Origin of the sequence: Maribacter corallii (genome assembly GCF_047345415.1) — a bacterium.
Lineage (GTDB): Bacteria > Bacteroidota > Bacteroidia > Flavobacteriales > Flavobacteriaceae > Maribacter_C.
The window spans coordinates 457,434-477,404 of record NZ_JBLFEP010000002.1 but is presented as its reverse complement, the minus strand read 5'-3'; the positions used below and the strand labels follow the sequence as shown (position 1 = coordinate 477,404).

24 protein-coding genes and 1 tRNA gene are annotated in these 19,971 nt (G+C 39.6%); 14 read left to right on the top strand and 11 right to left on the bottom strand.

Features of this window, described 5'->3' with window-relative positions; translation table 11 throughout:
- Positions 1-3: 3 nt before the first annotated feature.
- From ACKWCA_RS07355 to ACKWCA_RS07345, 3 genes are all read right to left on the bottom strand, one after another.
- Positions 4-177: a DUF3140 domain-containing protein gene (locus ACKWCA_RS07355; protein ID WP_413978030.1), complete on the bottom strand. Its 174-nt coding sequence runs from the start codon at positions 175-177 to the stop codon at positions 4-6.
- A 23-nt stretch (positions 178-200) separates the two neighbouring features.
- Positions 201-284, bottom strand: a complete 84-nt coding sequence (locus ACKWCA_RS07350) for a DUF3140 domain-containing protein (protein WP_413978029.1) — start codon at positions 282-284, stop codon at positions 201-203.
- A 126-nt stretch (positions 285-410) separates the two neighbouring features.
- Entirely contained in the window at positions 411-902 is a 492-nt protein-coding gene (locus ACKWCA_RS07345) for a Dps family protein (RefSeq protein ID WP_413977523.1), read from the bottom strand.
- 277 nt (positions 903-1,179) lie between these two features.
- Here ACKWCA_RS07345 and ACKWCA_RS07340 point away from each other — a divergent pair, with 277 nt between their 5' ends.
- Entirely contained in the window at positions 1,180-1,560 is a 381-nt protein-coding gene (locus tag ACKWCA_RS07340) for a hypothetical protein (RefSeq protein WP_413977522.1), read from the top strand.
- 47 nt (positions 1,561-1,607) lie between these two features.
- Here the strand turns inward: ACKWCA_RS07340 and ACKWCA_RS07335 are convergent, their stop codons facing one another.
- On the bottom strand, positions 1,608-3,071 hold the full coding sequence (locus ACKWCA_RS07335; protein ID WP_413977521.1) for a DUF748 domain-containing protein: 1,464 nt from the start codon (positions 3,069-3,071) through the stop codon (positions 1,608-1,610).
- Positions 3,072-3,098: 27 nt separating this feature from the next.
- Positions 3,099-3,515, bottom strand: a complete 417-nt coding sequence (locus ACKWCA_RS07330; RefSeq protein ID WP_413977520.1) for an arsenate reductase family protein — start codon at positions 3,513-3,515, stop codon at positions 3,099-3,101.
- A gap of 140 nt (positions 3,516-3,655) precedes the next feature.
- On the opposite strand from ACKWCA_RS07330, the gene cls reads away from it, so the two are divergent.
- On the top strand, positions 3,656-5,077 hold the full coding sequence (gene cls / locus ACKWCA_RS07325; protein WP_413977519.1) for a cardiolipin synthase: 1,422 nt from the start codon (positions 3,656-3,658) through the stop codon (positions 5,075-5,077).
- Positions 5,078-5,132: 55 nt separating this feature from the next.
- Positions 5,133-5,702 carry a hypothetical protein gene (locus ACKWCA_RS07320; protein WP_413977518.1) on the top strand — a complete coding sequence of 190 codons (570 nt, stop codon included), beginning with the start codon at positions 5,133-5,135 and terminating at the stop codon, positions 5,700-5,702.
- A gap of 2 nt (positions 5,703-5,704) precedes the next feature.
- Here ACKWCA_RS07320 and ACKWCA_RS07315 read toward each other — a convergent pair whose 3' ends face one another.
- On the bottom strand, positions 5,705-7,228 hold the full coding sequence (locus ACKWCA_RS07315; protein WP_413977517.1) for a GH3 family acyl-acid amido synthetase: 1,524 nt from the start codon (positions 7,226-7,228) through the stop codon (positions 5,705-5,707).
- A 4-nt stretch (positions 7,229-7,232) separates the two neighbouring features.
- Positions 7,233-7,745 (bottom strand): pyridoxamine 5'-phosphate oxidase family protein, encoded by a 513-nt coding sequence (locus ACKWCA_RS07310; RefSeq protein ID WP_413977516.1) that lies wholly within the window; start codon positions 7,743-7,745, stop codon positions 7,233-7,235.
- Between the two features lie 394 nt (positions 7,746-8,139).
- On the opposite strand from ACKWCA_RS07310, the gene ACKWCA_RS07305 reads away from it, so the two are divergent.
- Both ACKWCA_RS07305 and ACKWCA_RS07300 read left to right on the top strand, forming a co-directional pair.
- A complete protein-coding gene (locus ACKWCA_RS07305) occupies positions 8,140-8,757 on the top strand; it encodes a fasciclin domain-containing protein (RefSeq protein WP_413977515.1) in 618 nt (205 codons plus the stop codon).
- Between the two features lie 40 nt (positions 8,758-8,797).
- Positions 8,798-8,941, top strand: a complete 144-nt coding sequence (locus ACKWCA_RS07300; protein ID WP_413977514.1) for a hypothetical protein — start codon at positions 8,798-8,800, stop codon at positions 8,939-8,941.
- 443 nt (positions 8,942-9,384) lie between these two features.
- On the opposite strand, the gene ACKWCA_RS07295 is transcribed toward ACKWCA_RS07300, so the two are convergent.
- The 4 genes from ACKWCA_RS07295 to rseP all read right to left on the bottom strand — a co-directional run bounded on the left by ACKWCA_RS07295 (position 9,385) and on the right by rseP (position 11,604).
- Positions 9,385-9,624: a hypothetical protein gene (locus tag ACKWCA_RS07295; RefSeq protein WP_413977513.1), complete on the bottom strand. Its 240-nt coding sequence runs from the start codon at positions 9,622-9,624 to the stop codon at positions 9,385-9,387.
- Positions 9,625-9,627: 3 nt separating this feature from the next.
- Positions 9,628-9,897: a helix-turn-helix domain-containing protein gene (locus ACKWCA_RS07290; protein WP_413977512.1), complete on the bottom strand. Its 270-nt coding sequence runs from the start codon at positions 9,895-9,897 to the stop codon at positions 9,628-9,630.
- 226 nt (positions 9,898-10,123) lie between these two features.
- Positions 10,124-10,197, bottom strand: a tRNA-Asn gene (locus ACKWCA_RS07285).
- 90 nt (positions 10,198-10,287) lie between these two features.
- On the bottom strand, positions 10,288-11,604 hold the full coding sequence (gene rseP / locus ACKWCA_RS07280) for an RIP metalloprotease RseP (protein ID WP_413977511.1): 1,317 nt from the start codon (positions 11,602-11,604) through the stop codon (positions 10,288-10,290).
- A gap of 158 nt (positions 11,605-11,762) precedes the next feature.
- Between rseP and ACKWCA_RS07275 the strand changes: the two genes are divergently transcribed.
- From ACKWCA_RS07275 to ACKWCA_RS07235, 9 genes are all read left to right on the top strand, one after another.
- Positions 11,763-12,431, top strand: a complete 669-nt coding sequence (locus tag ACKWCA_RS07275; protein ID WP_413977510.1) for an SCO family protein — start codon at positions 11,763-11,765, stop codon at positions 12,429-12,431.
- Positions 12,432-12,509: 78 nt separating this feature from the next.
- A complete protein-coding gene (locus ACKWCA_RS07270; protein ID WP_413977509.1) occupies positions 12,510-12,755 on the top strand; it encodes a FeoA family protein in 246 nt (81 codons plus the stop codon).
- Entirely contained in the window at positions 12,752-14,989 is a 2,238-nt protein-coding gene (gene feoB / locus ACKWCA_RS07265; protein WP_413977508.1) for a ferrous iron transport protein B, read from the top strand. Before ACKWCA_RS07270 ends, feoB begins: the two co-directional genes overlap by 4 nt.
- A gap of 3 nt (positions 14,990-14,992) precedes the next feature.
- Complete coding sequence (locus tag ACKWCA_RS07260; protein ID WP_413977507.1) at positions 14,993-15,142, top strand: hypothetical protein; 150 nt, start codon at positions 14,993-14,995, stop codon at positions 15,140-15,142.
- 149 nt (positions 15,143-15,291) lie between these two features.
- Entirely contained in the window at positions 15,292-16,824 is a 1,533-nt protein-coding gene (locus ACKWCA_RS07255; RefSeq protein ID WP_413977506.1) for a carboxypeptidase-like regulatory domain-containing protein, read from the top strand.
- A gap of 124 nt (positions 16,825-16,948) precedes the next feature.
- Positions 16,949-17,470: an RNA polymerase sigma factor gene (locus ACKWCA_RS07250; protein ID WP_413977505.1), complete on the top strand. Its 522-nt coding sequence runs from the start codon at positions 16,949-16,951 to the stop codon at positions 17,468-17,470.
- 1 nt (position 17,471) lies between these two features.
- Positions 17,472-18,269: a HEAT repeat domain-containing protein gene (locus tag ACKWCA_RS07245; protein ID WP_413977504.1), complete on the top strand. Its 798-nt coding sequence runs from the start codon at positions 17,472-17,474 to the stop codon at positions 18,267-18,269.
- Positions 18,270-18,331: 62 nt separating this feature from the next.
- Positions 18,332-19,084, top strand: coding sequence for a DUF4097 family beta strand repeat-containing protein (locus tag ACKWCA_RS07240; protein ID WP_413977503.1), 753 nt, complete (start codon positions 18,332-18,334; stop codon positions 19,082-19,084).
- A gap of 101 nt (positions 19,085-19,185) precedes the next feature.
- A complete protein-coding gene (locus ACKWCA_RS07235; protein WP_413977502.1) occupies positions 19,186-19,908 on the top strand; it encodes a DUF4097 family beta strand repeat-containing protein in 723 nt (240 codons plus the stop codon).
- The last annotated feature ends 63 nt before the right edge of the window (positions 19,909-19,971 follow it).

Here is a 19,971-nt window from a genome sequence, read left to right as displayed (position 1 = left end):
TCCTTATGATTTACAGGGGTCGTAGCCCCAATTCATTAAACTATAGCGCCAGTTGGAGTCTTCTACATCGCCATCGGGCCGTTGTGCGGTATGCCGATTGATATACCCGGCCACCTTATTCATATGGTCGTAATCATCATCTGTAAGCTCTTCTTTTTTTGTTCTCTTAATCTCAATGATTCTCTTCCCGCTTTTATGGCCTACGGCTTCTCGGCACCACTGTCTTGACCGACTTCTTTCGATTCTTCTTTTTTTAACCAGTCTTCCAGTTCACTTGGTGCCATGTTCACAGCATCGTAAAATTGCTGATATATTTCTTCATTAGTTTTTGCATAACTTCTTATTTCAAATTAAAAAACGACAAGAATTAATTCTTGCCGTTTACTTCTTTCATATCAATTTTAAAGGTCTTAAGAAAAAGTCTTTATAGACGACCGCAGCATCCAAGCCATTTGCTCATGCATCTGCATAATTGCCGTAATGAAATCTGCTGTGCCCTCATCGTTATGCGCTTCAGCATTATCGCCAATACTTTTTCTAATAAATTTAATCACGGTTTGATGGTCTTCTAGCAGTACCTTCATAAAACTTGAACTATCATTTTGTTCAGGCCCATTTTCGCTAAGTTCTGAAAGTTCTAAAAATTGCTCCATCGTGCCTGGAGAATAAATCCCTAACATCCTGATACGTTCCGCTACTTCGTCTATGGTCTTTTCTAATTTACCGTATTCTTCTTCAAAGAAAATATGCTTGCTATGAAAGTCAATGCCTTCAACATTCCAATGCGCATTTCGATACTTTGTATAAAGAACAAATTCATCACCGAGCAGTTGCTTGAGCATTTTCGATACTGCTTCTCGATTATCTTTTTTGATACCTATTTTTGCTTGTGTCGTCTCCATGAATATCTTTTTTTTTATTTATTACTGCAATATAGGTCGCTACTACAATGTCGATTGACGCTAAACAATTTTTGATTGCTCTTAAAAAATTTTGTGAGAATGGACTCGAAATCTACACATACTCACAAAATTTTGTAAGACTTTTAACATTTATACTCGTTAAAAAGCATCAATTTTGTCGCCTTAAAAAACCAGCCGTACCACTTTTGATTTAAGGAATAAAGAATTATCTCTTTTTCAATTTGATTTTTAATTTTTGAAACAAGTTGTATAGCGAATGATATTGACACAAATAAATCCTAAAGGAAATTTCGACTGTTGGAGTCCTGTAACTTTGGAAGAAATAGAAAAAGAACTTTTCAGCCCTAATATTGGACAAGCACTTTATGAAAATGAAGAAATGAAATTATGGCGGATCGTTCTAGAACCCAAAGAGCGACTACCTTTTCGAAGGCACGTCAATACTTATAGTTGTAATTGTCTTACTGATGGCCTTGTATTATCAAGAAATGTAAATGGTGCGGTAGATTTGCTCCGTTTCGAAAGGGGAGATACGTATTTCCGTAGTTGTAAGGAAGAAGCGATTCACGATTTAGAAAATGTAGGCGAAAATACGATTAGAATTACTATAGTGGAAGACAAGCTCACGCGTTCATAAAGTATCAAAGGCTTAAAGCGATTCTAAGGAAATTGAAATATTCCGCTTTAGTCTTCTTTTTTTCCGTTTCCGACCACCGTATTCTTTAGTCCGTCCTTTGCGTTCAGCCATAAATAATTGAAGAATGATTTTGTATGGTCACGTTCTACTTCGATTTTACCGTAACGGTAACCTTTTTCATCGGTCTTTGAACCGTCATTGGTAAAAATATTTACGATAGCGGTCAAGGTCTTGTTGATACCTAAACGGTCTTTGTCCAAAACGGAAAATTTGAAATTTTCATATTTCATTTTCATGTCTCCTGAAGATTTCATTTCATTTCCATTGACTGTCAAATAGAGCTCATTAACATGTCCGTCTACCCTTACATTGGCATTTGATTCCATAAACGGATTAATGGCCGTGGTCTCCAAATCTTTTAATACCACAGAGGCTTGAAATACCGTGCCTGCGTTACGTGATTGAAAACTTGACTTCAGTTCAATTGGTGCAACTCCCATAAGATTTGCAGTTGCCTTAAGCTTTGTAGTGCCCAAATTGATATTTGAAAGATTTAATATGCTAGCGTTTAATTTATCGAACAAAATGGAGCTAGGTTTTATAGTATGCCCAACCTTCTCGGCGTAGGAAACCCGTCCGTTTTCTATCAACACCGAATCGACATTCAATCTAATAGGTAGTTTCCGCAATAAGCCACCATACATTCTTTTTGTAGAAGTATCATCTGCCAGCGTCTTATCGCGGTACAACAATAACTCAACATCCTCCAATTTCAACTCTTCCGCATGAATTTGAAGACTATCGTTTACAACCTCTAAACCGGCAGCAATACCCGTCATATTTGATACATTCAGGTTAACATGGTCACGCTCCGCACTCAATTTTTTTGAAAGCTCGGTTTTGCTAAATTTGGAAACTATGGAAAGTACGTCAGCTCGCAAAGCCTCTTTATCAAGCGTTAGTTTTTTTATTTTTAGAATCTCGAATTGGCTCAAATTCAAAAACAAATCGTTAAGTGACAACTTGATGACGCCATAGTTAAAAGGTATCTTTTTCTTAAGCTGAAGTGCATCCGTTTGAAAAGAGTCCAGCTCCAAGGCGATGTTTGATACTGAGAATTCAAGGCTATCCGAATATTTTTTGAAAACCGATAATTTCCCGTTTTTAAGTAACACTTTCTCAGAAAGAAAACTTTTCTTATTCCAAAGGGTCACATAATCCAAACCATTTATTTCAAATGCTTTGGTTTCAATTTTTGCTTTGGTTTTCTTAGAATCTTTATGTAATAATAGAAGGTTTGCATCCTGAAAACTGAGATTTCCCAGAAATAGGTTGACATCTAAATCGGCATAGTCTAATAGGACATGTTCTGGCAGTTTGTCTGCAATACTGACTTCGATTCGATGTTCTACATAGACCTGAACCGCAAAAAAGAAAAGCACCAAGGCAAATACGATTCCGAAGACTCTCCAACGAAAGTTTTTACTTCTGAATGCGGTGCTTATTTTCATGAGGAAAGGTCAAGTATCGGAATTATTTTAATTTTTATTGTACGGTTTTTTGATGCCAGCACTATCCGGTTCGATGTATTTTTTGAATTCCGAGGCACTTATCAGTTGTAAATAATCATTTCCGTCAATTACAATTGGGAATTCTAAAAGTTGTGGTTCTTTTTCCAAGATTTTCAACCAGTCATGTTCTTCCATCTTGACCGTGTCATCTCCGAATATCTTTTCAAAATCAGGATGGTCTTGATTGATTAGGTCTGAAATATTCTTGTTCAAACCTTCGGCCAACTCCGCCCATTGTGTTCCGGTTACATTGGTTTGTGAGATATCAACGGCCAGAAGTTTTTTCTCCGATGCATTGACATAGGCATGAGTCTGCTCCCCAATTGAGGTTCCTGAATGATAATAAATCGTGATTTTTCTGTCGTCCTTAGCTATTACTCCCATACTATTTTGTTTTAGACCAAGATATTTCTCAAAAGGGAAGATGATTAGCGCAATCCAATCGATTTGTACCCCGAACCAACCGTTAAGGTCATGTAAAAGCCTCTTATACCTATCTTGTTATTCCAATAACCTATGAACCAATGAGCACTTTTTTATGGATTCTTTATGCCGGCGTTACCCTTTGGAGCATCATCAGCATTATTTTACACGGCAGCCGCCCTACAAAATCTTTGAGTTGGTTGCTGGCCGTAATCCTGCTGCCATTTGCCGGTTCGTTGCTCTATTATTTATTCGGAGTAAATCGGAGAAAATTCAAGTTTTTCAGATTGAGACAAACGGAAAATAGAAAGTTATACGATGAGAAGTACAAAAATCTGAAAGAACTCGATAACAAGGTGGGACTCGATTCTATCAAGAAGCAAAAACTGGCTCAATTGATTCAAACCAGTACCCTGCTAGCACCCTATGAAGGCAATAAGGTCAAAGTACTAAACGGTGGTCAAGAAACTTTTGACAGTATTTTTGAAGCTTTAGAGAAAGCTGAAAAGTTTATTCATCTACAATATTATATTTTTTCAGAAGGGGATTTGACAGAACGCTTCTATTCCATTTTTAAAGATAAGATTGCACAAGGTGTAGAAGTACGTCTGATTTATGATTCTTTTGGAAGTTTTTCTTTTCGTGGCAAAACCATCAGACGGTTTCGAGACATCGGAGTAAGAGCCTACCCTATGATGCCTATTCGTTTTGGAAACCTACTTTTTACTCTGAATTATAGAAATCACAGAAAGATAATCGTCATAGATGGTGATGTTGGTTTTACGGGTGGAGTGAACGTTTCCGATAAATATATTGAGCCCATATCTGATTTAGGTATTTGGGAAGACCTGCACGTAAAACTGGAAGGTCCAGTAGTTAGTAGCCTGCATCGGGTTTTTGTCAAGGATTATCATTTTGCAGGTAAGGAAGAATTGCTACTTAAAGAAAAGTATTTTCCCGAAATCTCTGCGCAGGGTACTAAAACAGTTCAAATTGTAGCAGCAGGACCTGACTCGATACAACCCGCAATTATGCAACAATATATCGGTATGATTCACTCAGCGGAAAAATGTATTTGCATCGCTAATCCTTATTTTATTCCTGGAACCGCTGTTATGCAGGCCTTGAAAATAGCTGCACAAAGTGGGATTGAAATCAATCTTTTGATTCCTGAAGAGTCTGATTCCAACACCGCTAAATACAGCATGTTTTCTCGGTTCGAACAGCTTCTAGAGGTGGGGGTCACTATCTATCTGCGACCTGACTTTTCACATAGTAAGATGATTTTAATCGATGGGGAGGTTTCCTCAATTGGCTCTGGCAATTTCGATTATCGCAGCTTTGAACACAATTTTGAAACCAATGCCCTTTTGTACGACGAAGAACTCACGGCCCAAATTCAATATGAATTTGACCGTATTTGTGAAGGCTGTAACCGTCTAGATTACGAAACTTTTAAAAATAGACCTACATGGCAGCGCTTGCTTGAAGGTTTAGCCAAATTCTTTAGTCCATTACTCTAATAATAATAAAATGAAATTAATAGTAACTCTCATATTTTCTATGCAAATCGCAACAATGAATGCACAACATACTATCCCTGATGCCATTAGAAAAGAAGCCGAAACCGCTTTTAGCTACTATCCTGAGCTAAAAGAAACCAATATTGAATTCCGTTTTAAGAAGAACATCAAAAAATCAACCATGCAGGCAAGGCCCACTTTCTGGAGCTTGTTCAAGTCAAAAAAAAATAGAAAGTACCTTGTGCTTGTCAGTAAGAATTTCAAAATTTCGGGAAAGGAATTCAAAACCAAAGATATTGATAAGGATATTTTAATAGGATGGTTCGGCCATGAACTGGGCCATATCATGGATTATCGAAACCGCAGCGGTCTAAACCTATTTTGGTTCGGTATAAAATACACCTTTTCAGATAGTTACATAAAAGAAGTGGAGCGTGCTGCGGATTCGTATGCGGTTACCGCAGGAATGGAGGATTATATTTTGAAGACAAAGCGATTCATTCTAGACGAAGCGAATATCTCAGAAAGCTATAAACAGCGTATCAAAAAATATTATCTCTCCCCTGATGAGATTATGACAATGGTCAAAGATAGGGAAAGCGAAACTGACTTTATGAAGCTATAACACTATGATTGTGCTTGCACGAAATCTTCCCATTCCGCAAATTTTTCTTCGCCCATAACACGTTCCATCTTTACCTGCCCACCTTTCTTTTTATTATGTCCATTCCACTCATGAAAAACGCTAGGTTTGACTACATCAACCTTTACACCTTCTAAGGCTTTGGAGCGTGCCACCTTATAATTCTTATTGGCATCCTTTAGAAAATCATCCAACGAATTTGCTAAGTCTTTTGTATCGATGTTCGATTCAGTACCCAAATACCAGCAATGGTAGAAGTCATTTTCAATGCGGTTAGCGGAAAGTGTATATTCAGGAATTTGAATATCAAACTTCTCCTCTAAATACTGTACAGCGTCATTAAGCTTGTTGACGGATAATTGCGAACCGACTGTGTTCAAGAAAAATTTGGTGCGCCCGGTAATCTTGATTTCGGCTTTTTCAATATTTGTAAATTCAATGGTATCGCCAATCAAATAGCGCCATGCACCAGCAACCGTGCTAATAACCAGAACATAATCCTGGTTCAGTTCAACCTCTGAAATGTTTAGCGATGGAGCATCTTGATTTAACGACCCATCTTGTTGGATGTATTCTGGTTTAAAAGGAACAAACTCGAAATAAATTCCGTTATCGGTCACGAGTTTCATCGCATCGGTTTCCGGTCGTTGTTGAAAGGCAATAAACCCCTCGGAAGCTAAATAGGTGTCAATAATAGTTATAGGTTTACCGAGCAAAGCATTGAAACTTTTCTCATAGGGGCCAAAGGCGACCCCTCCAGAAGTATAGACCTGAAGATTCGGCCAGATTTCGTGGATATGGTCCAAGTCATGATACTCAATAACTTTTTGCAGCATCAATTCCATCCAAGAAGGGATTCCGCTCAACGCTCCTATATCCCAATTGGGAGCTTTCTCCGCGATTCTTTGCACGCGTTCGTCCCAATTATCAATTTGTGCGATTTCTTTACCCGGTTTATAATAGTTCTGAAACCAAAATGGAATGTTGTTTGCGCTGATACCGCTGATTTCTCCTTCCAAGGCTTCGTTGTTGGTTTCCAAATCTGTAGAACTACCTAGCATCAGAATCTCTTTTTCAAAAAAATTTGCAGGCAGGTCAAAATTACGTAAGGCAAAAACCTGTTGTATCCCCGCCTTACGAATTGACTTTACCATACTATCGGTTACGGGAATACGTTTACTGGTCGTACCCGTTGTACCCGAACTTAGTGCGAAATAATCGGGACTTCCCGGCCAGGTAATATTTTTTTTCCCTTTTTGAACTTTATGCCACCACTCCTCCGTAAGTCGATGATAATCAAAAAAAGGGACTTTCTCTCGAAAGTCTTTTTCCATCTGATTCGATTCTAAGATTTTTTCAAAATTATAATGCTTTCCGAATTCCGTTTGTTTAGCTTCAGTCATTAAATCTCGAAGCACACCTTGTTGTTCTTTGGGTGCATCAAAGTCTAAGGAAATAATGTCCGTAGCGTGAATTACTCCTTTAATAATATTTCCTAAAATGGCCATTTACTTAGTGATTTTGTAGATTTACATGACCCTTTTCTCCCATCTCGGATTTATTGCCCGTACGAGCTGCTTGTATTAAGTGGTATAGGGATACCATATTATTTTCATCATTGTTCCAAAAATACGCACTCTCCATATTAATATTCAACAACGCTAAATTGGGGTCATTTTTACCATTGAACCAAGCTTTCAACATAGGGTTCCATAATTGATTTAGTTTTTCATCATCAACTATATGCGTTGCATTACCGTAAATCGAAAGGTACGTTTGTTCTTGTTCGTTGGAAATTATCAATTGAACTCTATTATCTTCTTCGATAGCTCTAAAATGGTCGCTATCTCTAGGAGTGAAAAACCAAAGGTCGCCTTGCTCATCCATATCTTGAAGGGTCATCGGGCAAACCGAAAATGGAATTTTATCTAAATTAGTCGCCATCATAAAAACTCTCGTATTCGCTAATAAGCTTCTCATTTTTTGAAGTCCATCTTTGTCTTTTGTATAGTCTGTTGCTTTCATGTTATTAATTCTATGTTTTTGTTATTATTCTATTTCAGAAGTTCTTTCATGTGCTGGTCAAATAAAAAATCTTCAAATAACAATTTCTAAATAACCCGAATACCTTCTTGACCGTATTAAGGTCATTTTTAACTCAAAAAAGGATTGACGCAAAACCGTCTTTAGACGAAATATTCTTCATTGGCTTGAATACAAATCAGTATTGCCAAGGAAAATTTCGTTCTCACCAACTTATAGGTTCTATCACCTTGCTACGGATTCTTTTTGTCTTCATTCCCTTTTCTTCCCTATAACGGCTATCCATATGCCTTTGCGGTAAAATTGTAATGGATTGCATCAAGTGGATGTGTACCATTCAGTTAAATTGCCATAGTTGAAAATCATAAAAAATAAGATGATGAAAAAAAGAAATAAGATATGGGCAGGGCTTTTAATCAGTATAATACTAAATAGCGCTTGTGGAGATTCAAAAAAGAATTATGCAACCGTCGATATTGAAGATAAAACACCCATTGCAAGTGAAGAATTATCGGAATTAGCCCCCGATATGACCCTAAATGACTTGCGCTCTGTTTTGGGAGTTTTAGAAGGAAATACAGATTACGACACCTTTTACAAGGCGCTGAAATCTGCAGACATGATTGACAAGCTCGACAACTTAGAGGATGTTACCATCTTCGCGCCAACCAACGAGGCATTTAACCGAATTACGGAAACTAAGTTCGCTCATTTAAAAACACCCGACGGAAGAAAGGAAATGAGACAATTGCTACAATATCACATAGTAGTAAAAGATGAGTATGATTTCGAAAATATAGTATCAACTATAAAACTGAATGAAAATATACTGCGGTTAAAAACCCTCAACGGTGGGTATATAGCCTTGACTATCGAAAACAACGAGGTGTATATAACTGATGAGATAGGATTTCAATCGAAAATAACAAAACCCGACCAAGAAGCTGAGAACGGAGTAGTACACGGCATCAATGCCGTATTACTTGCTCAATAATTAATTAGAAATTTATTGATAACCTTAAAAATTAAAACTCATGGGAGTATTTGAAGACAAAAGAAAGTTTAAGAGAAAAGTAGAACAAAGTAATCCAACAAACCCTACCGGGAATACCAATATCGATACTAATAAATTCGATATTGATGAGGATACTATCAGAGAACAACAGAATAAGAAATAACTGTTCGATTCCTGAACAATACAATAAAGTCTTTCAAGAACATTTGAAAGGCTTTTTTTTATGGTTTATAGTTAGATTAGTAGTTTTGTGGGCGCACCAGATGGCGAGGCTGAAAAGTAATACAATGGAATCCCTATTAAAGTAAATTCAGTTATTTGACCACGACTAATCACGTTTAAACATGAACTTGGACCTTCCAGCTACATTCACTGTTTCAATGAATACTTGGCTTTTTCGGTTGGAAAACCGCCAACCGAAAAGGAATACTTATTAGACGTTATGGAAAAAGAAAATGACCTGAATTTTACGGGAAATATAGAAGCTTTGTTAAGACTTAAGATTAGCTATTATCAAGAAACGGCTTTTGAGTGGTTGAAGAGTCAAGTGTTGATTTAGTTGCAAAAAGCATAAAATTGGAGCTAACCTCAATAAGAAAGATTTGGTTAAGGCGTTAAGCCCTTGCCCTTATTTTTTCTGAAAATCTTTTTAATTGACTTTCTTTTCAAAACGGTTTGCTTTTCCTGAACAAATTGAAACATTCCGGCTTGTATCGGACTTTTTAAAGTAATGTCAGAGCCTTCGTTTTGGAAAATGGGCGTTTTTATATCTAGTTCTTTGGCCACTTCATAGCCCAGATTGAATGCCCTCTTAAATTTTTCATCAACTATTAAATTTTCCTCCATTTTTTAGAATTTTTCTCGGGCATGTCTTTCGATATATTCAATAATAGAATCTCGGTCATAAAGAATAATTTTCTTTTGGGGTTGGGAGAACCTGATTTTTCCTTTGTCCCTTAGTTTCTGTAAAGTAGTGGTTGATTTAATATTGAGTAAAATCATGGCTTCTTGAGCATCGATCCATTTTGCGGGTATGTACTTTCGTTTCGACTCCACGTATTCTACCACTTTATCAAATAAGGCATAGAATGCTTCTTCTTGTAGACATACGACTTCCATGATTCTTAGGGTCAATATTCATGAAGAAAATTATGTTTTTTCAATGTGCGGCTTACATAATTTCGACTATCCACATTTTAATTCGTTATAAAGTCTGCGGCAATCTGAGATTTGTGCTCGAACGAAAAGATATTTCAAATAAATAAGAGTTAAAAAAAGCACGCCAAAAGCACGCCATTAAATAAAAAAGGCAGCTACATTTGAATGTAACTGCCTGATTTTAAAGCTCCCCCTCTTGGGCTCGAACCAAGGACCCTCTGATTAACAGTCAGATGCTCTAACCAACTGAGCTAAGGAGGAGTGTGTATACCACTTTAATTCCTTAAAGCGGGTGCAAATATAATCGTTTTTTAAAATACCGCAAACAAAATAAAACGCGATTTTCAGTACCTACAGAAATCTTTTGATAATATTCCAGATATCATTCCCAAAGATTACGGCCATAAGTCCCATAAGAAACACAAAACCGATGATTTGGCCGGTTTCCAGCACTTTTTCACTAGGTGGCCTTCCTGTAATCATTTCGTACAATAAGAACATCACATGTCCACCATCAAGCGCCGGTATGGGCAAGATGTTAATAAAGGCCAACCACACGGAGAACATCGCCATAAAGCCCCAGAAAAAGGTCCAATTCCAACGTTCGGGCATCATTTCTACAATTCCAATCGGCCCTTTTACCTGCTTATAGGCCCCTGTCTTGGTATTGAAGACGACCTTAAACTGCATGATCTGGTCGGTCAATACTTGAATGGTTCTTGAAAAACCAGCGGGTATCGCCGCTAAAAACCCGTAATTATCCGTAACGAGTAAATCTTCCGAATACGGGCGCACCCCTACAATACCTTCTTTAGGGATGTTCAATTGCATTTCTTTGGTCGCGCCGTTTCTATTGATCTTTAAATTCAGGTCACTTCCCCGAGAAGCCTCGATGACATCCATAAACTCTGACCAGTACGAAACACTTTTGCCTTCTACTTCAATCAGTTCATCACCTATTTTAAGTCCGGCTTTATCGGCTTCCGAATCGACCACAACTTCGTCCAATACCGATTTAGTGCGATAGCCCAAGAAGGCTTTCCCTTGGGTTTCGAAAATTAGTTTCTTTCCTTCATCGGATATGGGTATCGATAATTCCCTTCCATCTCTTTTTACCGTTACCTCATCACCTAATAAGATACGTAGTTGCGCATCCGTAAACTTTTTGGTGGGTTTACCATCCACCGAAATAATCTGATCCCCTGACTTCAACCCAAGTCGCTCTCCTACGGAATCAACTTGTATACCGTACTTCAAATTGTCAGATGGTATATAGGTGTCCCCGTTGTTGAAGAGCAGCATCGAATAAATGATCCAGGCCAAAAAGAAGTTGACCGTAACCCCGCCGACCATAACGATCAAACGCTGCCATGTGGGCTTACTACGAAACTCCCATTCTTTGGGTTCTTGTTTCATTTGCTCGGTATCCATACTCTCGTCGATCATACCGGCAATCTTGACATAGCCCCCCAGAGGCAACCAACCGATACCCCATTCGGTCTCACCGATTTTCTTTTTGAACAAAGAGAACTTCCAATCGAAAAACAGGTAAAATTTCTCAACTTTTATCTTAAACCATTTGGCGGGAAGAAAATGACCAAACTCGTGCAGAATCACCAAGATCGAGATGATTAATACGAATTGAGCAATCTGAATAGCAATAGTCATTAAAGTGTATTCTAAAATTAAACGCACAAAAATACACCTTTACAGGGTCTTATGAAAAGAAACTCCGATAGGTATCGAATTTTAAGAAAGATTTGGCACCGCCACACGCATCATATTTGAACACTTCCCGAGGGCGTCGTATCTTTGAAAAAAAATAAATGCGCGCCTTTTTCGCTAAATACAAGCTCTTTTTCATCGTTCTTTTTTGCTTGTCCGTCGTTATTATTTATCTATTCTACAATGCGCTCCAGCCCCAGAAGAAGTTAGCCATCTACCAACCTTCCATGGTGAATCCTGAATTGGTGGACAGCACCCTTCAATATATCAGAAAATACCATACCATCGGCGATTTTTCACTGACCAACCAGAACGGTCAGACCATTACCCAGAAAACGTACGAAGGAAAAATTTATATTGCGGACTTCTTTTTTACGACCTGTCCGACAATTTGCCCCATTATGACCATGAATATGGCCTCGATACAAGATAAGATCGGCGATGAGGTCTTACTGTTATCACACTCGGTTACGCCAAATATCGATTCGGTGGCACAACTGAAAAAATATGCCCTGGAAAAAGGGGTCGACGATGCCAAGTGGAATCTGGTGACCGGCGATAAAAAGCAAATCTACGAGTTGGCCCGAAAATCATACCTAGCCGTAAAAACCGATGGAGACGGAGGGCCATACGATATGATCCATACCGAAAATTTCATCTTGGTCGATAAAGAAAGGCGTATTCGAGGCTTTTATGACGGAACCAAAACGGAGGATATGGAACAATTGTTAAACGACCTCGAGGTATTAAAGGCTTCCTATTCCGAATAAAACTTTTGGATATAACCGCTTGTGTTTCGCATATTTTCCTTTATTTTTGCCCTTACTTAAAATCAATCTAAATAAAAATTGGAGGTAACAGTCGCGGATTTAAAATACGGGCAGAAAGGTATTATCAAGGAATTCGCCGATGACCTCTTGCCCATTAAGTTATTGGAGCTTGGCTGCCTTCCTGGAAACGAGGTCGAGCTGATTCAAATTGCGCCGCTGAAAGACCCCATTTATGTGAACATCAATGGTTCGCACATCGCTATTCGAAAGTCTACCGCGGTACATATAGGGCTTGAAATCATTGAAGAAGCCAGCGCCTTATGAGCAAACAAATCAATGTAGCGCTCATTGGCAACCCCAATACCGGAAAAACCTCCGTATTCAACCAGCTTACCGGTTTGAACCAGAAAGTAGGGAACTACCCAGGGATAACCGTTGAAAAGAAGGAAGGTATTTGCAAACTACCGCGCGGGGTCAAAGCCCATATTCTTGATTTGCCCGGCACCTACAGCCTAAATACGACTTCCCTTGATGAGAGTGTTGCGGTTGAATTGCTTCTGAACAAAAAGGACAAAGACCACCCCGATGTGGCCCTGGTCATCTCAGATGTTGAAAACCTGAAAAGGAACCTGCTCTTGTTCACCCAGATCAAGGACCTCAAGATTCCCGCGATTTTGGTCATCAATATGGCCGATCGCATGTCACGCAAGGGCATCTCCTTGGATATAGAGACCCTACAGGAAAAACTGAATACCAAAATTGCATTGATAAGCACCAGAAAAGGGATGGGTATCGACCACCTCAAGGAGCTTATCATGGACTATAAGAGCCTCTCCTCAAAACCGAATGTCGATACTACGGTAATCGACCCGCCCTACTTTGAGCAGTTGAGGAAGACCTTTCCGAATGAAGACCTTTATAAGCTTTGGCTCGTGATTACGCAAGACGTCAATTTCATGCCGATTGAAAAGGCGTTGATAAAAGACCGTGCTTCTTTCGATACGAAGTCAAAATCAGAACTGAAGCGTCTACAACAAAAAGAAACTATTTTAAGGTACCAGTTCATCAATGGCATTCTAAAGGAAACCTACAAGGTCGATGCGAACGCTGCCAAGGGATTTCGCGCCAATCTGGACAAGGTATTGACACACAAGGTATTTGGGTACGTAATCTTTGGGATGATCCTGTTGACTATTTTTCAGGCCATTTACGATTGGAGCGAGTACCCCATGGAGGCCATTGACGCATTTTTCGCCTCTGCAAGCGAGTGGGTAAAGAATACACTTCCCGAAGGGGCTTTTACCGATTTGATTGCCGAAGGAATTTTAGCAGGTATCGGTGGAATCGTCATCTTTATTCCACAGATAGCCTTTCTCTTCTTTTTTATAGCGCTTCTTGAAGAGTCGGGCTATATGAGCCGTGTGGTCTTTTTGATGGATCGCCTGATGCGTCCTTTCGGATTGAGCGGAAAAAGTGTAGTTCCCTTGATTTCGGGTACCGCTTGTGCCATACCTGCGGTAATGGCTACGCGAAATATCGAAAATTGGAAAGAACGCCTCATCACGATTCTAGTAACTCCTTTTACAACATGTTCCGCGCGCTTGCCAGTGTATTTGATTATCATCGCACTTGTGATTCCGGAAGGAAGGTTTTTAGGATTAAGCTATCAAGCACTGACCCTCATGCTGCTCTATCTTATCGGTTTCGGGGCGGCTATTTTGTCGGCCATGGTATTGAACAAGATACTCAAGATCAGAAGTCGCTCGTTCTTTGTGGTCGAAATGCCCAACTACAAATTGCCACTATTCAAAAATGTAGCCTATACTGTTTGGGAAAAGACCAAGAGTTTTGTCTTTGGGGCAGGTAAGATTATTTTGGCGATTTCGATCATTCTTTGGTTCTTGGGATCCAATGGGTTCTCCGATGATTTTAACAATGCCGATGAAATTGTCAAATCACGGATCCAGGCTCAAGGGTTTTCCACCTTTAGTGAGGGGTACATCGATCAAAAAGTAGAAGAATACAAATTCACCCTAAAGGAGGAGGCCTTGCAACAAAGTACCGTTGCCAATATAGCGGCAATACGCGACTCATTGACCACCAAGAACGGGGCACTTTACAATCGACTGGTAGAACAGGAAATCGCGAGCTATAAGCTAGAACATTCGTATATCGGTTATGCTGGAAAAGCCATAGAGCCCTTGGTGAAACCTTTGGGCTACGATTGGAAAATCGGCATTGCCGTGCTCACCTCTTTTGCTGCGCGAGAGGTCTTTGTAGGTACCTTGGCGACCATATACAGTGTCGGTAGTGACGAGCAAGACACCATTAAGAACCGGATGGCCGCGGAAATCAACGAGAGTACCAAAAAACCATTGTTCAATCTCGCTTCGGGAATTTCACTGTTGTTGTTCTATGCCTTTGCCATGCAGTGTGCGAGCACTTTGGCCATTGTCAAGCGGGAGACCAATTCTTGGAAATGGCCGCTGACCCAACTAGTATTCATGAGTGTTTTTGCCTATATTGTAGCTCTTATTGCGTATCAAATCATTAAATAATCCATGGAGATCCTTCAACAACTTCTAGTATATGCCACCCTCGCAATCGCTGTCGGCTATCTGGTGAGGAAATTCTTGCTCCCCAAAACCGTGTTGTCGGGCAAAAAGGTCAAGACCAAAGCCTGCGGTCAAGATGATTGTGGTTGCCTTTAATCGTATCAGGCAACGCCACGCCCTAATTTCCCGTCTACAATACAAAACACGTTAAAAAAACAATAAATCGCTCTTAACGAAAAGTAAAACCAAGTGCTCGGTTAAAATGCTATTCCTTTTTTTGTTTTGAAAACCACTATATCGTATTCATGCCAAGAATCGTTCTTAAAGTCGTTCTATTTTTTTTCCTTTATTCCATTCAGAACACTTACGCCCAAACAATTACTTCGGTCATTGTTGATTCGGCCACGCTAAAACCCATTCCGTATGTTACCGTGCAGCTGAAAAATAAAGGGGTCATCACCAACGAAGAAGGTCGGTTTACCTTTCAATTGAACAAATCGATCCAACCGACCGATTCATTGTTCATTTCGTGCATCGGTTACGCATCCATAGCCAAGCCATTGCAACAGTTCACAGAAAAACAGATCGCACTGGCCTCAAAGCCTATTGATTTGAATCCGGTTATCGTTACCAACAAGAACTATACTCCCCGGGAAATTGTTGAATTGGTAGAGGAAAATATCCTCAGGAACTATAACCTCGATCTGGCCAAAAAGCGTGTGTTTTTAAGGGAAACCTATAGCAATCAGATCTTGAAGTCGGATTATAAACTGAAGAAATCGACCATAGACGCATTTGACAAGACCTTCATCGATAACCTCATCAGCCAGATCCCAAAAAACAACACCGTGTACAATGAATCGCTCGGGGATCTATACGGCGGAAGCGATAGCGACGAACAAAAGCTTGACTTGATCAAAGCGTCCGAACTGTACGACAAGAGTCTCGAACTTGATTTTGAGGTACTTGAAGAAAAGTTCAATAAGATCATGAAGGAAAATGTAAAAACAGATTCGTATTTCAAGATCAAATCAGGCTTGTTCGGCACCAAAGTCGATGCGGATGAAATGTTCGAGAAAGAAGTAGACTCATCGGATGTAGCCGCATTGAACGAGAAATTGGAAGAGGAGAAAAAAAGTAAGGAAGACCGAAAAAAGTTCTTTGCCAAGTACAAACGGGAAACCATGGGTAACCTATATAAAAACTTGCCCGTGTTCGAAGACACCGACTATAACGTGCTCTTTAAGCCAGGCAGGTACGACCTCGAGCTTGAAGATTTTACCTATTTGGGTGATGCTGCGGTATATGTCATCCGTTTTACTCCTAAAAGATCTGAGGATTATAAAGGAAAGCTTTATATCAATTCCGACGATTTCGCCCTGATTCGAATGGATTTTGAAAATGTAAAGCTTTTGCGCGATTTTAGTCTGTTGGGTGTGTCTCTCAAAGAATACTTGGCAAAAGGTAAAATCATTTTCTCCAAGGGTGACGACCTAAAATATCACTTGAGCTACTATGACATTAACAAAGGGCTTCAAGCCGGATTCCGTAGGCCGCTAAAAATAATCGAGAAAAACAAGAATGTAAAAGGACGTAGAAAACAGAACGAGCTCTCGCTCAAAGTCGATGCCGCATTTGGCAATCGCAACAGATATGAATTGGTGGTCTTCGATGAAACCCCTATTAGCAATGCCCAGTACGATGCGTTCACGGAGAAAAACGATGTGCTTCCAACCTATATGCCCAACTACAACCCTGAGTTTTGGAAGGGACACGATATTATTGAACCGAATCAAGCGATCAAAACATTTACCTCCATCGGGGAAGCAGAAGAATAACCCCCCTATTCCATTAAAGATTTCATCGCATCAACTCACATTGATGCGATTTTTTTTATCCCGTGGTGTAACCTTTTGTAATTTCAGAACTATATAGCAATGAAGACCAACTAAAAAAACACTTTTGGAACAGTTGACCGATGAAATTTTAATGGCAAAGGTGGCCCAAGGAAACTTAGACATACTTAAGATCCTATTTAATAGACACCACAAACATGTCTTTAACTTTTTACACAAAATGTGCGGCGATAAAATGCTTAGCGAAGACTTGACACAAGAGGTCTTTTACAAATTGATGAAGTATAGAAGTTCATATAATAACGGAAAATTTATTTCATGGCTGTTCACTATAGCGAGAAACAGTATGAATACCCATTTCAGAAGAGTCTCGAAGAATTATGAGGACTTGGATACGATCGATTATAAGTTGGTCATTCAGGAAGAGGAAAAAGAAGACTATTCCGATTTGCACTTGGCCATAAATAAATTGGACCCTTCGGATCGAGAGTTGGTTATTTTGAATCGATTTCAGGAAATCAAATATGAGGAACTCGCCCAAATCGTTGGCAGTACGCCCGGAGCAGTGAAAACCAAGGTCAGTAGAGCCTTAAAAAAATTAAAGACCATTTACATTGAATCAAATTAAAATGGAAAAGAACCATATCATAGCACTCATTCCGGATTACTTGGACAATCTTTTGGACACAGTTCAAAAAGAGAAGTTCGAGTCACATATCAAGAACTGCGCTTCTTGTACCCAGGAGTTGAAAGAGTACAAAGCACTATTCAAGGCTTTCGAAAATGAAGAACAGCTTGAACCCTCGCCTAATGTACAGCTCAAATTTCTGGAGCAACTAGAGCTTGAAAAACAGGGTGAGACCCAAGTAGTCTCCATAGACCGTGCACACGTAAAAAGCAAGAATACTTGGACAAACGATCTTTTGAAAATTGCGGCCAGCGTGGTCTTATTGTTCGGTGCTTACTTTTTCGGAAAACAGCAACAATCACAAGACAACAAAGCTGAAATTGCACAACTGACAAACGAAAAGATGGTATTCAAACAAACGGCAATGCTGTCGTTACTAGAGAACAAATCAGCAAGCAGGCGTATTCAAGGTGTCAATTACGTGGAGGACTTGAAGCAACCAGATGCGCCAATAGTAAAGGCCTTGACGGATCGTATGCTTCTTGATGAAAATACCAACGTAAGGGCGGCGGCGGTTGAAGTGCTAGCTAAATATACCAGCTCTGAAACCGTAAAAGACGCATTTATCGAGGCTTTGAAAACCGAAAAGGATCCCGGTATTCAAATTATGATCATTCAAACATTGGGAGACATCCAAGAGAAAAAAGCGGCCACCCCTATGAGGGAGCTATTAAAAAACGAGGAAACACAGCCTTTCGTAAAAGAACAGATCGAATCAATATTAACAACAATTATATAAAATCCATGCTGAACGACCCTGCATGCCGGCAGGCAGGGTAGCAGCATCAAAAAACGAAAATCATGAAGAAATTAATAGTATGTATCATTATTTGCGTATTCACCGCAAATTTACAAGCACAATCGGATTACAGTAAATCCCTCGATGGCATCGAATGGGTCAAAATCAAGTCAAGATCCGAAATCATCATAAAAACCCACGACAAAAACGAAATATTGATCAAAGCCAAGGGCTTAAAACCCCTGCCTTCAAAAGCCAAGGGACTCAAACTTGTGGGTGTAGGTGGCGAAGACAATACGGATGTAGGTTTTAATGTAGTGCAGACCGGGAGCGATCTTATTGTTGAAAGCGTACGCAAATCTGGCGGTGCAGAAATCTACCTTCCCAAGTCGCAGAACGTTTCGGCCACGAATTCTTGGGATGGTGATATCTATATTGAAGGATTCACTGGTGAGGTAGAGGCCAATGCCAATCTTAACGGTGGCCTATCCCTGGTGAATGTCTCAGGCCCTATAACCGCTTATGCCTTGAATGAGAGTGTTCGAGTGGCGTTTGATAAAATCGACCAAGACTCTCCAGTTGTAATTCGAACTACGAATGGGGAAATCGACGTTACACTTCCCGGAAGTACTCCGGCAAATTTAGAATTAAGCTCTTGGAACGGGGATCTCTATACCAATTTTGATTTGAAACGCCCTGAGAAAGAAGGCCTGAAATCTTTCGGCAGTAGTAAGTTCAATGGTCAAGTCAACGGGGGCGGAGTCAATATCAAATTGAAATCCACCAACGGGAATATCTATCTGAGAAAAAATTAAAAAAATCATCAAACGAACGGTCGTGAAATGTATCTGATGACGTTCCGGTTTCCATGGAATCATCATTGATGGACCCTTCACGACCTTTAAAAACAGTCAAAATGAAACAGTTTAAAACCATCGCATTAGCCTTCACCCTGTGCCTCATCAGCCTTACGGTAAACGCACAGAAAATAGTTGAAGAAGACCTGAAATACAACAATCAGTTTATCGATTTGGATGTGAAATTTGCAAGCCATATTGAAGTCAAGACCTGGGAAAAAAATAGTGTATACTTCAAGGCAAGTATTTTTACCGAAGATTCAAAATTTCAAGATTTGCACAAAATCGATTTTACCACAAACTCAAATCTAATCCGTATTGAATCAAAGGCGGAACCGGTTTTTGAAGCCTATCGCGAAGATTGTCTTAAAAACAATCCGGATAGAAAAAGATATTGCTATAACACCGGTAATTTGACCGAATTCAACTATGTACTCTATGTACCAAAAAACGCCAGATTCAAAATAAGCAGTATCAATGGCGATTTAAAATCAGAAGTCATCGAAGGGAATTTCGAAGCGGACCTCATCAATGGCAATATTGAAATCGCAACATATGCTGGAGACCTTGAATTAAGTACGATCAATGGTGAAATAGACCTAAGAATGCAAGATGCAGACGTAGTCGCCGAAACGATTCATGGGGATATCTACGCCGATGCAAAACTCAAATTCAATTCAACGGATCGGCATGTGGGGCAGAAAATAAGTGGTTCCTTGGGCAAGGCATCCAATCGAATTCGGCTGAATACCATCAACGGTAACATGTATCTGAGGTTGTAAACCTTCCGAAACAGCTTTTAAAGAAATTCTAACCCTAGGTAGTCTAAAAAAGTCGAGCACCAA

What these genes read in the sequence shown, in the direction of transcription:
- ACKWCA_RS07255 (WP_413977506.1), top strand. Translation starts at nt 15,292, where the DNA reads ATGCCAAGAATCGTTCTTAAAGTCGTTCTATTTTTTTTCCTTTATTCC.
- rseP (WP_413977511.1), bottom strand. Translation starts at nt 11,604, where the DNA reads ATGACTATTGCTATTCAGATTGCTCAATTCGTATTAATCATCTCGATC.
- ACKWCA_RS07300 (WP_413977514.1), top strand. Translation starts at nt 8,798, where the DNA reads ATGGGAGTATTTGAAGACAAAAGAAAGTTTAAGAGAAAAGTAGAACAA.
- ACKWCA_RS07245 (WP_413977504.1), top strand. Translation starts at nt 17,472, where the DNA reads ATGGAAAAGAACCATATCATAGCACTCATTCCGGATTACTTGGACAAT.
- ACKWCA_RS07315 (WP_413977517.1), bottom strand. Translation starts at nt 7,228, where the DNA reads ATGGCCATTTTAGGAAATATTATTAAAGGAGTAATTCACGCTACGGAC.
- ACKWCA_RS07340 (WP_413977522.1), top strand. Translation starts at nt 1,180, where the DNA reads ATGATATTGACACAAATAAATCCTAAAGGAAATTTCGACTGTTGGAGT.
- ACKWCA_RS07240 (WP_413977503.1), top strand. Translation starts at nt 18,332, where the DNA reads ATGAAGAAATTAATAGTATGTATCATTATTTGCGTATTCACCGCAAAT.
- ACKWCA_RS07335 (WP_413977521.1), bottom strand. Translation starts at nt 3,071, where the DNA reads ATGAAAATAAGCACCGCATTCAGAAGTAAAAACTTTCGTTGGAGAGTC.
- ACKWCA_RS07295 (WP_413977513.1), bottom strand. Translation starts at nt 9,624, where the DNA reads ATGGAGGAAAATTTAATAGTTGATGAAAAATTTAAGAGGGCATTCAAT.
- ACKWCA_RS07320 (WP_413977518.1), top strand. Translation starts at nt 5,133, where the DNA reads ATGAATGCACAACATACTATCCCTGATGCCATTAGAAAAGAAGCCGAA.
- cls (WP_413977519.1), top strand. Translation starts at nt 3,656, where the DNA reads ATGAGCACTTTTTTATGGATTCTTTATGCCGGCGTTACCCTTTGGAGC.
- ACKWCA_RS07345 (WP_413977523.1), bottom strand. Translation starts at nt 902, where the DNA reads ATGGAGACGACACAAGCAAAAATAGGTATCAAAAAAGATAATCGAGAA.
- ACKWCA_RS07310 (WP_413977516.1), bottom strand. Translation starts at nt 7,745, where the DNA reads ATGAAAGCAACAGACTATACAAAAGACAAAGATGGACTTCAAAAAATG.
- ACKWCA_RS07275 (WP_413977510.1), top strand. Translation starts at nt 11,763, where the DNA reads ATGCGCGCCTTTTTCGCTAAATACAAGCTCTTTTTCATCGTTCTTTTT.
- ACKWCA_RS07305 (WP_413977515.1), top strand. Translation starts at nt 8,140, where the DNA reads ATGATGAAAAAAAGAAATAAGATATGGGCAGGGCTTTTAATCAGTATA.
- ACKWCA_RS07260 (WP_413977507.1), top strand. Translation starts at nt 14,993, where the DNA reads ATGGAGATCCTTCAACAACTTCTAGTATATGCCACCCTCGCAATCGCT.
- ACKWCA_RS07330 (WP_413977520.1), bottom strand. Translation starts at nt 3,515, where the DNA reads ATGGGAGTAATAGCTAAGGACGACAGAAAAATCACGATTTATTATCAT.
- ACKWCA_RS07350 (WP_413978029.1), bottom strand. Translation starts at nt 284, where the DNA reads ATGGCACCAAGTGAACTGGAAGACTGGTTAAAAAAAGAAGAATCGAAA.
- ACKWCA_RS07290 (WP_413977512.1), bottom strand. Translation starts at nt 9,897, where the DNA reads ATGGAAGTCGTATGTCTACAAGAAGAAGCATTCTATGCCTTATTTGAT.
- ACKWCA_RS07235 (WP_413977502.1), top strand. Translation starts at nt 19,186, where the DNA reads ATGAAACAGTTTAAAACCATCGCATTAGCCTTCACCCTGTGCCTCATC.
- feoB (WP_413977508.1), top strand. Translation starts at nt 12,752, where the DNA reads ATGAGCAAACAAATCAATGTAGCGCTCATTGGCAACCCCAATACCGGA.